Annotated in this window: 8 protein-coding genes; 5 read left to right on the top strand and 3 right to left on the bottom strand. The window is 67.5% G+C overall.

Going from position 1 to position 12,182, the window contains the following annotated elements; genetic code table 11:
* Positions 1-52: 52 nt before the first annotated feature.
* The 3 genes from LDO27_RS06160 to pdxR form a co-directional block, all read right to left on the bottom strand.
* On the bottom strand, positions 53-2,002 hold the full coding sequence (locus tag LDO27_RS06160; protein ID WP_224040371.1) for a Kelch repeat-containing protein: 1,950 nt from the start codon (positions 2,000-2,002) through the stop codon (positions 53-55).
* Positions 2,003-2,079: 77 nt separating this feature from the next.
* Entirely contained in the window at positions 2,080-3,519 is a 1,440-nt protein-coding gene (locus tag LDO27_RS06155) for an FAD-binding oxidoreductase (protein WP_224040369.1), read from the bottom strand.
* 79 nt (positions 3,520-3,598) lie between these two features.
* Positions 3,599-5,194: a MocR-like pyridoxine biosynthesis transcription factor PdxR gene (gene pdxR, locus LDO27_RS06150; RefSeq protein ID WP_224040367.1), complete on the bottom strand. Its 1,596-nt coding sequence runs from the start codon at positions 5,192-5,194 to the stop codon at positions 3,599-3,601.
* Between the two features lie 146 nt (positions 5,195-5,340).
* Between pdxR and LDO27_RS06145 the strand changes: the two genes are divergently transcribed.
* From LDO27_RS06145 to LDO27_RS06125, 5 genes are all read left to right on the top strand, one after another.
* A complete protein-coding gene (locus LDO27_RS06145) occupies positions 5,341-6,681 on the top strand; it encodes an ArgE/DapE family deacylase (RefSeq protein WP_224040365.1) in 1,341 nt (446 codons plus the stop codon).
* A gap of 86 nt (positions 6,682-6,767) precedes the next feature.
* Positions 6,768-8,372, top strand: a complete 1,605-nt coding sequence (locus LDO27_RS06140; RefSeq protein WP_224040363.1) for an ABC transporter substrate-binding protein — start codon at positions 6,768-6,770, stop codon at positions 8,370-8,372.
* A gap of 232 nt (positions 8,373-8,604) precedes the next feature.
* Positions 8,605-9,609 carry an ABC transporter permease gene (locus LDO27_RS06135; RefSeq protein WP_222204608.1) on the top strand — a complete coding sequence of 335 codons (1,005 nt, stop codon included), beginning with the start codon at positions 8,605-8,607 and terminating at the stop codon, positions 9,607-9,609.
* Complete coding sequence (locus LDO27_RS06130; RefSeq protein ID WP_222204610.1) at positions 9,606-10,445, top strand: ABC transporter permease; 840 nt, start codon at positions 9,606-9,608, stop codon at positions 10,443-10,445. The genes LDO27_RS06135 and LDO27_RS06130 overlap by 4 nt, the downstream gene beginning before the upstream one ends.
* An 11-nt stretch (positions 10,446-10,456) precedes the next feature.
* Positions 10,457-12,121, top strand: a complete 1,665-nt coding sequence (locus LDO27_RS06125; protein ID WP_224040361.1) for an ABC transporter ATP-binding protein — start codon at positions 10,457-10,459, stop codon at positions 12,119-12,121.
* Positions 12,122-12,182 lie beyond the last annotated feature (61 nt).

Raw genomic sequence — 12,182 nt, 5'->3', positions numbered from 1 at the left:
GACGCATTTCTCGCCTCTCCCGCAAGCGGAAGAGGCGAGCGAACCAGTGGTGCTACGGCTGGAAGCGCTCCACGGAAGCCACCTCGCCGGCATCGAATCCTCCGATCACCAAGGCACTGCCATCCGACAGCAACGTTCCCACGGCGGCACCGCGCGCCACTGACATGGGCGTTGCCCAGGTCCAGCTATTGGTGTCGGGATTGTAGATTTCTGCGCTGGCCAGCCGGACACCTCCATCGCCTGCGCCGCCCGCCACCAGCACTCGACCGTCGGCCAGCAACATCGTCACGGGCAGTGAGCGGCGGAGTGTCATGGTGCCGCTCGTCCATGCGGACGTGGCCGGGTCGTAACGCCAGCTCGTGGTGCCGCCATCGCCGATGACGAGGACCTTGCCGTCGCGCAGCAGCACGGACTGCGCAACGTTGTTCGACATGGAGGGTCCTGCGACCGGCGTGGTGGCGCCGCTGTCATCCACCGGGAACAGCTCCGCCGTTGTGACAAAGCCGGAAGAATTGACGCCGCTGGCCAACAGTATCGCGGCGCCGCCCGGCAGCAGTGTCGCCCCATGCTGAGCCCGCCCTGCGGCAAGTCGGGTGGCCAGCACCGACCATGTGCCCGTGAACGGGTCGTACAACTCCGCCGTGTCCGAGAAGTGCAGACTTCCGCTTCTGTCATAGCCGCCAATGACCAGCACTTTGCCGTCCGGCAGCAGCGTGGAAGTATGGTTCGCACGAACTTCGGACATGACGCCAGCGCTCTGCCACGTGCCGGTGGCGGGCTCATAGATTTCCGCCGAAGCCGTACCCATCGTGCCGCCGATGTCGCCACCGGTGACGAGCACGCGTCCGTCGTTGAGCAGCGTGGCGGCATGCCCCGACCGTGGAGTAGCCATGCTGCCCGTGGCTGTCCATGTGTTGGCGACAGGGTCGTAGAGAGCCGCCGTGCTGGTGCTGCCCCCGGCCGCAAAGCCGCCCGCGACAAGCACCTTGCCAGTGGGCAACATCGTCGCAGCCGAATAGTGCGCGGGCACAAGCAAAGGGGCCGCCGCTGTCCAGCTGCCGCGCGACGTGACCGCGATCCGCACCTGCGCCTGGACGCTGCCCGCGCCGTTGCTCGCGGTGAGCGTGTACGTCGCCTGGGATTGCACGGTGGTCGGCGTGCCGGCGATGACGCCGGTCTCCGTATTCAGGCTCAGGCCCGGCGGCAACGCCGGGCTGACCGAGAACGTGGCCGCCGTGCCGCCGCTCAGCACCGCTGTATTGGGCACGATCGCTTCCCCCCTGACGTACAGCGCGACCGGCGTGCTGTAGCTCAGGCTGGCCGGCGCCACTGCAGCGGCCTGCACCGTGATCTGCACCGTCGCGGTCGTCTCGCCCGCCGCATTGCTGCCGGTCACGGTATGGCTGGCGGCTGCCGACACGGCAGTGGGCGTGCCTGTGATGGCTCCGGTCTGCGTGTCGAACGCCAGGCCCGCTGGAAGCGCGGGCGCGATGCGGTAGGCGGCAATGGGCCCGCCGCTGCTGGTGGGGGTGTTGGCGGCGATGGGCGCGCCCACGGTATAGGTGACGGCCGGCTCGCGGTACGCCAGTCCGGCTGGCGCGGCGGGGGTGTTGCGCACTTCGATCTGCACCCGGGCCGTGGCACTGCCCCCGCCGTTCGTCGCGGTCACGACGTACAGCGTGGGCGCGCTGACGGAGCGCGGCGTGCCGGCGATGACGCCGGTCGTGCCGTCCAGCGCCAGCCCGTCCGGCAACGGCGGCGCCACGGTGTAGCGCTCGACGGCGCCGCCGCTGACGCTGGGCCGGTTCGGCACGATGGGTTCGCCGGCCTCGTAGACGGCGGAGGTCATCGCGTAGCTCAGGCCCGCCGGCGCCTGCGCATCGTCGCCGTTGGAGCAGGCGGACAGCAGCGTGCATGCGCACAGCAAAACGGCTAGCCAGAAGGAATGGGGCAGCCGGCGGCGTTCCGTGCGCGGCGCGGAAAGAATGGCGGTAGAGGTCATGACCCGAACCCGTTGGTTGTTGTTCTTGGAAGCGGCATGCTTCAGCACGTGATGCATCCCGCGGCTCGGACGAGAGATTACTCCAAGTCGATGACCCGGCCCCGGCAGAGGATATGGTTTGGATCGAGCGTCCGCTTCAGCACCCGCATCAGCCCGAGTTCCTCCGGCGTGCGCGAGCAGCCGAGAAAGGGCTTCTTGTGCGTGCCGATGCCGTGTTCGGCCGAGATGCTGCCACCGAAGTCCTGCACCACGCGATAGACCACCTCGCTGATCTCGTGCTCGGGGAAGTCGTGCAGCGAGACGTCGGGCAGATACACGCTCACGTGCAGGTTGCTGTCGCCCACGTGGCCGAAGTTGACCAGTTCCGCGCGCGGCCACTGGCGCAGCACCGCCATGCGCAGCGCCTCGGCGAACATGCCGATCTGCCCGATCGGCAGGCTTACGTCGAACGCGGCATTTGGCGCCCACATCACCGGGAATTCCGCCACCGCGTCGCGCAGCTGCCAGAAGCTCTGCGCCTCCTTGTGGCTGGCGGCGACCGCGGCGTCCTGGATCCATCCCGCGTCCATCGCCGCTTCGAGCATGCTCTCGAAGGCCGGCGCGTCCTGGCCGGCATCGTCGCCCTGCAGGTCCAGCAGCACGTAGAAGGCATGGCCGGCGGGCAGCGGCGCGCGCACGCCGGACACGCGCGTCGTGACCAGTTCGTAGAAATCGGCCCACATGACCTCGAACGCGGACAGCCGGCCTGCCAGCCGGCGCTGGGCATGGCGCAGCAGTTGCACCACGTCCTCGTAGCGCGACAGCGCGCACAGCGCCGTCTGCGTGGTGGCCGGCAGGGGGGCAAGCCTGAGCACCGCGCGGGTGACGACCCCCAGCGTGCCTTCGGTGCCGACGAACAGCTGGCGCAAGTCGTAGCCGGCGTTGTTCTTGAGCATCTTGTTCATCGAGGTGATCACGGTGCCATCGGCCAGCACCGCTTCGAGCCCCAGCACCTGGTCGCGCATCATGCCGTAGCGGATCACCCGGTTGCCGCCGGCGTTGGTGGCGATATTGCCGCCGATCTGGCAGCTGCCGCGCGCGCCGAGGTCCACGGGCAGCAGCCAGTCCGCCGCGCGCGCCGCCTCCTGCGCGGCCTGCAGCGTGGTGCCGGCCATCACGGTCATGGTGCCGGCCTGGCCGTCGATTTCCTCGACGCCGCGCATGCGCTCCAGCGACAGCACCAGTTCGCCGCCGGCGGGCGTGGCGCCACCGGCCAGGCCCGTCAGCCCGCCCTGGGGCACCACGGGCTGGCGATGGCGATTGCAGATCTCCAGCACGGCGGAAACCTCCGCGGTATTGCGCGGGCGCGCCACCGCCACGGGGGGCACGGGATCGAGCGGCGCGTACCAGTCCTTGCGAAAGCGCGTCTCGATGGCGTCGCCGGTCTGCAGCCCGGCCGCGTCGAGCACGGCGGCAAGTTCGGCGAGCAAGGCCTCGGTGTTGACGGACGGGGCTTGGGCGGAGATGGCGGTGGACATGAACAAGGTTCTCGTAGCGGAAAGAATGGGTTGATCGTCAAAGGCAGCAAACCGGCGGCGCGCCGGCGCTCGCAACGTCCTACGCGCCGCTCCAAGCCTCGCGGTTGATGGAGGCCGCCGGCTCGCGCCGCGGCTGCTGCATGCGGGCCAGATGCTCCATGGCGGGCTCGATGACTTCGGCGAGCTTGCGGAACGCGGGGCCGATCTCCTCCTCGGGCACGCAGGCATAGCCCATCAGGATGCCCTGGCGCGCCTGCGCCGTGTCGCTGTAGTAGCGCGACAGCGGGCGCGCGCTCAGGCCCTGCGTGCGCGCGGCCATGCTGATGCCCAGGTCGTCGGCGCCCGGCGGCAGATGCATGACCAGATGCAGCCCGGCCTCGTGGGTGGAGGTCGGCCAGTCCGCGCCGAAGCGCTCCGCGATGGCCTCGCGCAGCAGGCTTTGCCGCTGCGCATAGCGCAGCCGCACGCGCCGGATATGCGTGGCGTAGTGGCCTTCCTCGATAAAGTCCGCGAGCACGGCCTGCTGGATCAGCTGCCCTTCGCGGAACAGCTCGGACAGTCCGGTGGCGAAGTGCGGCGCCAGCGGCTTGGGCAGCACCATGAAGCCCATGCGGATGCCGGGGAACAGCGTCTTCGAGAAGGTGCCCATGTAGATCACGCGGTCGTGCTCGTCCAGCCCCTGCAGCGACGCGAGCGGGCGGCCCTCGAAACGGAATTCGCTGTCGTAGTCGTCCTCGACGATCCACACGCCGCGCTGCCGCGCGTATTCCAGCAGCATGCGCCGGCGCGACAGGCTCATCACGGTGCCCAGCGGGTACTGGTGCGACGGCGTGGCGAAGATAAAGCGCGGCGGGTTCTGCAGCGTGGCGGCATCGGGGGCGATGCCCTCGCTGTCCACCGGCACCGGAATCGGCTCCACGCCGGAGTTGGCCAGCAGGCTGCGCGTGCCCCAGTAGCCGGGGTCTTCCATCCATGCCTTGTCGCCCGGGTCGGCCAGCAGCCGGGCGATCAGGTCGATGGCCTGGTGGATGCCCGTCGTCATGATGATCTGTTCGGGATCGCACCGCACCCCGCGCGCCAGGCGCAGGTGCTCGGCCAGCACGCGGCGCAGCGGCATATATCCGCCGTTGTGCGCATAGGTCAGCAGTTCGGGGCGTGGCTCGCGCCAGTGCTTGTTCAGCAGGCGCGTCCAAACCGCGCGTGGAAACAGCGATACGTCGGGCACGCCTGCCATGAACGCACCCCACTGGCGATCCGATGCCCCGGCATGGGACACGAGATGCTGCCCACGCCGCGAGAGCGCAAAGCGGTTCGGGCTTTGCTGCAGTGCAGGCACAGACATGGTGCCACTTCCGGCGCCAACCTTGTGCAATGCACTATGGTCGGGAAAAGTGTGTGACACAAAGGTGCCACTTCCCGTCGACGCAGTGACATAGCCCTCGGCCAGCAACTGCTCGTAGGCGTAGAGCACCGTATTGCGCGAGACGCCGACCTCTTTCGACAGCATGCGCGAGGCGGGCAGCTTGGACCCCGCGGGAATAGTCCCTGCAAGGATCTCCTGCCGGATGATCTGGTAGACCTGGCGGTTCATATGCCCGCCGGCCTTGTCGGTGGCGCCGTCCGTCGGCCGCTCCAGCCGCTGCAGCAGCAGCTCGGACAAAATCGACTCTTTCAAAAATGGCTCCAGCTAAAACCGCAAATATGGACCTATCTATGGTGCCAACTGTGCGTTAATTTCCCACCCATCGCGTGCCGGTGCAAGTGCTTTCGCTCCGGCGAGTCCATAGGGAACAAGGTCGCCACGGCGTCCAGGGAGCGCATATGCAAGTCTCGGCAAGTCCATCCGCGCATTCGCAACGCCAGCTCACCACCACCGACATCGCCGACGCCGTGCGTGCGCTGTTGCCGTACATGACCGAGACGCTGTCCGGCTTTGTCGCGGCAGCGAGCCCCTCGGGCCAGGAGCAGCCCGCCGCCGATTTCATCGAGGCGGCATTGCGCGACCTGGGCCTGGAGTCCGAACGCATCCATCTGCGCGCCGATGCCATCCGCGACCTGCCGCTGTTCTCGCCGCCGTGCTGTCCGGACGGCGGCCGCTACAACCTGCTGGCCACGCATCGTCCGCCGACCAAAGGCGGGCGTTCGGTGCTGTTCAACGGCCATCTCGACGTGGTGCCCACCGGCCCCGAATCGATGTGGCGCAACCCGCCGTTCACCCCTGTGGTGGAGGACGGCTGGCTCTACGGCCGCGGCGCCGGCGACATGAAGGCCGGCATCGTCTGCGCGCTGGCGGCGTTCAAGGCGCTGCGCGCGCTGGGCGTGCAGCCCGCCGGCGCGGTGGGCTTCAACGCCGTGCTGGAGGAAGAGAACACCGGCAACGGGGCGCTGGCCACCGTGGCCGCGCTGCGCAGCGCGGTGGGCGCGGGCAAGCTGGCCTCGTTCGATACGGTGATCATTCCCGAGCCGCTGGGCGAGAGCCTGATGAGCGCGCAGGTCGGCGTCTACTGGATGTTCATCGAACTGACCGGGCGGCCCGCCCATGCGGCCTACATGACCACCGGCGTCAATCCGGTCGAGGCCGGCGTGGCCGTGATGGCGGACCTGCGCGAGCTCGAGGCCGAGTGGAACCTGCCCGAGAACCGTCCGCCGGTGTACCGCGACCACGCGCATCCGATCAATTTCAACCTGGGCCAGATCCACGGCGGCGAATGGAATTCGTCGGTGCCGTGCACCTGCACGCTGGGTGTGCGCATCGGCTTCTATCCGCACATGGATATCGACGAGACCAAGGCGCTCGTGGAGTCGCGCATCCGCGCCACCGTGGACCGCCTTGCCAGCAATCTCGAACTGACCATCCGCTACGAAGGCTTTCATGCGCCGGGCTGCGAGTTCGATCTCGACGTGCCCAGCATGCAGACGCTGGCCGACGCCCACCGCAAGGTGCACGGCGTGCCGGTGGCGCGCGAAGCCACCACCGCCACCACCGACGCCCGCCATTTCCGCCTGATGCTCGATACGCCGGTCACCTGCTACGGCCCGGTGGCCCGCAACATCCACGGCATCGACGAGTCCGTGTCGCTCGACAGCATGGTGCGCGTCGCCACCACGCTTGCGCAGTTCATGCACGACTGGTGCGGCGTGGAGCCGCTCGGCGACGCGTGACGCCGGACGGCGTCCGCCGCCTCACGATCGAAGTAGAAGCAGTGCACTTCTGTTCCAGCTGTTCACAACGACAAGGAAACGGTCCGATGAAACGAGTTACGACGCGCCTTCAACAGCGCCTGGCTTCGCTAGCGATCGCGGCGGCGGGTTTGTCCCTGCTGCCGCTGGCCCTGCCTTCGGGCAACGCCGCCGCCCAGACCGTGGGCGGCACGTTGTCCGGCATCGTCCAGCCCGAGCCGCCGATTCTGGTCAGCGCCCTGAACTCCCAGGCGCCCACCCAGTACGTGGCCGGCAAGATCTACCAAGGCCTGCTGACGTACTCGCCGGACCTCAAGCCGCAGCCCGAACTGGCCAAGTCGTGGAAGATCTCGCCCGACGGCCTGACCTACACGTTCGAGCTGCAAAGCGGCGTGAAGTGGCACGACGGCAAGCCGTTCACCTCCGCCGACGTGGTGTTCTCCATCGACAAGCTGCTGCGCGAAGTGCACGTGCGCACGCGTGCCGTGCTCAACAAGTACATGGCCTCGATCCGCGCGGTCAACGACAGCACGGTGGAAATCAAGCTCAAGGAGCCGTTCCCGCCGTTCATCTCGATGTTCGAGACCGGCACCATGCCGATGATGCCCAAGCACCTGTACGAGGGCACCGACTATCGCAACAATCCGGCGAACCAGAAGCCGGTGGGCACCGGCCCGTTCATGTTCAAGGAATGGAAGAAGGGCGCCTATATCAAGCTGGCCAAGAATCCGAACTACTGGAAGAAGGGCAAGCCGTACCTCGATGAGCTGGTCTTCTACGTGATTCCCGACTCCGCCTCGCGCGCGGTGGCGTTCGAGAAGGGCGACGTGCAGGTGCTGCGCGGCGGCGATGTCGACAACGTCGACGTCAAGCGCCTGCGCGCGCTGCCCAACGTGGAGTACACCACCAAGGGCTGGGAGCTGTTCTCGCCGATGACCAGCATGCTGATGAACCAGCGCAAGCCGCCGTTCGACAACGTCAAGGTCCGCCAGGCGGTCATGCATGCGCTGAACCGCAACATGATCGTCAACAACATCTTCTTCGGCATGGGCAAGCCGGCGGTCAGCCCCTTCGCGTCGACCACGCTGTTCTTCGACAAGAACATGCCGAACATGGAGTTCAGCCTGAAGAAGGCGCGCGACCTGATCAAGGAGTCGGGCGTCAATGTCGGCCAGTACCCGGTCAAGATTCTCGCCACCTCGTATGGCGCCAACTGGGATCGCCTGGACGAGTACACCAAGCAGATGCTCGAGCAGATCGGCTTCAAGGTCAGCATCGAATCGGCCGACGCCGGCACGTGGGCGGCCCGCGTCAGCAACTGGGACTTCGACCTGACGACCACCTACACCTACCAGTACGGCGACCCCGCGCTGGGCGTGGAGCGGCTGTACGTGGCCCGCAACATCGTCAAGGGCACGCCGTTCGCCAACGTGCAGGGCTACAACAACCCGAAGGCGGACGAGCTGTGGGCCAAGGCCGGCGCGACGATGGACGCAGCCGAGCGCCAGAAGCTCTATAGCGAGGTGCAGAAGATCCTCGTCACCGAGGTCGCCAACGGCAACCTGTTCGAGCTGGAGTTCCCCACGCTCTACCGCAAGAACGTGAAGAACCTGGTGACGACGGCCATCGGCCTGAACGAGTCGTTCGACAACGTCTCGATCGAGAAGAACTGAGGTCGTCCCAGGGACCGGTGTACTTCGTTGGGGGGCGGTCACCGGGCGTGGCAATGCTGCGATCGCGACCGATTCACCAATACCGGTCCCCTCTCCCCTCACGGGGAGAGGGTCAGGGTGAGGGGTGGTTCAAGCGTCCGCAGTATCGCGAGCGGTCACCCTCACCCCCGCCCCTCTCCCGCGCGCGGGAGAGGGGAGAACACACCCGCAGATCGCCCGCGTGGAGCTCGCCGTGAACTTTCTTTCCTTCCTGATATCCCGTCTGGGCAAGGCCATCGTGGTCGTGCTCGGCGTGGTCATCATCAACTTCTTCCTGATCCGGCTCGCGCCCGGCGACCCCGCCACGGTGATGGCGGGCGAGGCGGGCGCCGGCGACGCCGCCTTCGTCGGCCAGCTGCGCGAGCAGTTCGGCCTGGACAAGCCGCTGATGACCCAGCTCGCCATCTACCTGAAGGGCGTGGCACAGCTGGACCTGGGCTACTCCTACCGCAATCACCTGCCGGTGCTCGACCTGATCCTGGACCGGCTGCCCGCGACGTTCCTGCTGATGAGCGGCGCCTTCGTGTTTTCCATCGTGCTGGGCGTGCTGCTGGGCGTCATCGCCGCGCGCACCCGCTACGAGAACCGCCGCCGCTGGATCGACAGCGCGGTGATGTCCGGCGCGCTGCTGCTGTATGCCACGCCGCTGTTCTGGCTGTCGCTGATGGCCATCATCCTGTTCTCGGTGGTGCTGGGCTGGCTCCCGGCCTTCGGCATGGAAACCATCGGCGCGGGGTACACCGGCATGGCGCGCGTCAAGGACGTGGCGCTGCACATGATCCTGCCCACGGTCTCGCTCGGCTGCTTCTTCATGGCGGTGTACGTGCGGCTGACCCGCGCATCGATGCTGGAAGTGATGGGCATGGACTACGTCAAGACGGCGCGCGCGAAGGGCGTGCCGGCCAACCGCGTGATCCGCGTGCACGTGCTGCGCAACGCGCTGCTGCCGGTGATCACCTTCGCCGGCATCCAGCTTGGCCAGATGGCCGGCGGCGCGGTGCTGACCGAGACGGTGTTCTCCTGGCCGGGCATCGGGCGGCTGATGTTCGACGCGCTGCTGCAGCGCGACTACCAGTTGCTGCTGGGCATCTTCTTCGTGACCTCCGCACTGGTGGTCTTCTTCAACCTGCTGACCGACGTGCTGTATCGCTTCATCGATCCGCGCATCTCGGTCGGCGGCAAGGGAGCCACGGCATGAAAGCCTTCCTGCAACGCTATTGCCGCAACTACGGCGCGGTCGCCGGCCTGCTGGTGCTGCTGGCCGTGATCGCCTTCGCGATCTTCGCGCCGGTGCTGTACGAGGACTCGCCGTGGCTGATGGTGGCGGACCCCCTGGTGCATCCGTTCGCCGACCCGGCGTATCCGTTCGGTACCGACATGCTGGGCCGGGACATCACCGCCGGCATGCTGTACGGCGCGCGCGTTTCGCTGCTGGTCGGGGTGATCTCCACCGGCGTCGCGCTGCTGTTCGGCATCCTGATCGGCTCGGTGGCCGGCTATTGCGGCGGACGCATCGACGACGCGCTCATGCGCTTCACCGAGTTCTTCCAGACCATCCCGCAGCTGGCGATGGCCGTGGTGATCGTGGCCATCTTCAATCCGTCGATCTATTCCATCGTCGCGGCCATCTCGGTGGTGTCGTGGCCGCCGGTCGCGCGGCTGGTGCGCAGCGAATTCCTGAGCCTGAAGCAGCGCGAGTTCGTTCAGGCCGCGGTGGTCATCGGCCAGAAGCCGCTGCGCATCATCGCCACGCAGATCCTGCCCAATGCCATGTCGCCCATCATCGTCTCGGCCTCGTTCATGGTCGCGACCGCGATCCTGACCGAATCGGCGCTGTCCTTCCTGGGGCTGGGCGACCGCAACATGATGAGCTGGGGCTTCATGATCGGCGCGGCGCGCACCATGATCCGCGAAGCTTGGTGGATGAGCGTGTGGCCCGGCGTGGCGATCCTGCTGACGGTGCTGTCCATCAACCTGATCGGCGAAGGCCTGAACGACGCCATGAATCCGCAGTTGCGCCGCCGCGGCGAATGAGGAAGCCAGCCATGTCAAACAAGCATCCTCACGCCGTGAACGAGCTCCAGGGCAACGCGCCGCTGCTGTCGATCCGCGACCTGACCATCGCATTGCCCGCCGGCGGCGACCGCGCCCACGCGGTGCGCGAGGTGTCCTACGACCTGCACGCCGGCGAGATCCTGTGCATCGTCGGCGAGTCGGGCTCCGGCAAGTCGATGAGCGCCAATGCCATCATGGGCCTGCTGCCGCCGTACCTAAAGCCGCAGAGCGGCCGCATCCTGTTCCAGGGCAGGGATCTGCTGGCGCAGGACGAAGCCACGCTGCTGTCGATGCGCGGCAAGGACATGGCGATGGTCTTCCAGGAGCCGCTGTCCGCGCTGAACCCGGTGATGACCGTGGGCGACCAGATCGCCGAGGTCATGCGCGTGCATCACGCCTATTCCGGCGAGGCACGCATGCGGCGCGTGCTGGAACTGCTCGAGTTCGTCGGGCTGCCCGACCCCGCCACGCTGGTGCACAGCTACCCGTTCCGGCTCTCGGGCGGGCAGCGCCAGCGCGTGGTGATCGCGATGGCGCTGGCGCTGGAGCCGGCGCTACTGATCGCCGACGAGCCCACCACGGCGCTCGATGTCACCACGCAGGCGCAGATCCTTGCGCTGATCAAGCGCATCCAGGCCGAGAAGGGCATGGGGGTGATGTTCGTCACTCACGATTTCGGGGTGGTGGCGGAGATCGCTGACCGCGTGGCGGTGATGGAGAAGGGCGTGCTGGTCGAGATGGGACCCGCGCAGCAGGTGCTGAACCACCCGCAGCATCCCTATACCCGCCGGCTGATCGGCGCGGTGCCGCACGGCCGCTGCGGCGAGCCGGATAGCCGCGCCGCCGAGACGGTGCTCGAGGTGCGTGCGCTGCGCAAGACGTATGTGTCCGGCGGCGGGCTGTTCACGCGCAAGCGCGTCGTCAATGCGGTCGACGGCGTCAGCTTCACCGTGCGCCGCGGCGAGACGCTGGGCATCGTCGGCGAATCCGGCTCGGGCAAGTCGACCATCGGCAAATGCCTGCTGCGTCTGACGGAGATCGACGGCGGCGAGTTGCTGTTCCAGGGGCAGGACATCGCGCACCTGTCCGAGCGCCGCTTCCGTCCGCTGCGCAAGGACGTGCAGATGATCTTCCAGGATCCGTTCGCCTCGCTCAATCCGCGCCATACCGTGGGCCGGATCATCAGCGACGGCCCCGTCGCCAATGGCGTGCCGCGCGACAAGGCGAACGCCCGCACGCGCGAGCTGCTGGAGCTGGTGGGCCTGGAGCCCTCGGCGTTCGACCGCTATCCCAACCAGTTCTCGGGCGGCCAGCGCCAGCGCATCGGCATCGCCCGGGCGCTCGCGCTCGAACCCAAGCTGCTGGTGGCCGACGAGTCGGTGTCCGCGCTCGATGTCTCGGTGCAGGCCCAGGTGCTGGAGCTGCTGGCCGCGCTGCAGAAGCGGCTCGATATCGGCCTGATCTTCATCACCCACGACCTGCGCGTGGCCGCCCAGATCTGCCATCACGTGATCGTGATGCACAAGGGCAAGGTGGTCGAGTCAGGGCCGCCGGCCCAGATCTTCGATGCGCCCCAGCACGACTACACGCAGCGGCTGATCGCCGCGATTCCCGGCAAGGAGTGGGATCCGAAGGCGATCCGCGCCGCTGCCTGAACCCGCACCCGTACCTCAACCCGAATTCGCGCGGACATCGACCGACCCTGACACCGTCCGC

The sequence above is a fragment of the Cupriavidus respiraculi genome (assembly GCF_914271545.1).
Taxonomy (GTDB): Bacteria; Pseudomonadota; Gammaproteobacteria; order Burkholderiales; family Burkholderiaceae; genus Cupriavidus; species Cupriavidus respiraculi.
The sequence above is the reverse complement of the archived record's forward strand: the minus strand, read 5'-3'. Positions and strand labels throughout refer to the sequence as shown.

Excerpts from the sequence above, each read along its gene's own strand:
- LDO27_RS06155 (WP_224040369.1), bottom strand. The coding sequence starts at position 3,519 with ATGTCCACCGCCATCTCCGCCCAAGCCCCGTCCGTCAACACCGAGGCC.
- LDO27_RS06130 (WP_222204610.1), top strand. The coding sequence starts at position 9,606 with ATGAAAGCCTTCCTGCAACGCTATTGCCGCAACTACGGCGCGGTCGCC.
- LDO27_RS06140 (WP_224040363.1), top strand. The coding sequence starts at position 6,768 with ATGAAACGAGTTACGACGCGCCTTCAACAGCGCCTGGCTTCGCTAGCG.
- LDO27_RS06145 (WP_224040365.1), top strand. The coding sequence starts at position 5,341 with ATGCAAGTCTCGGCAAGTCCATCCGCGCATTCGCAACGCCAGCTCACC.
- LDO27_RS06125 (WP_224040361.1), top strand. The coding sequence starts at position 10,457 with ATGTCAAACAAGCATCCTCACGCCGTGAACGAGCTCCAGGGCAACGCG.
- LDO27_RS06160 (WP_224040371.1), bottom strand. The coding sequence starts at position 2,002 with ATGACCTCTACCGCCATTCTTTCCGCGCCGCGCACGGAACGCCGCCGG.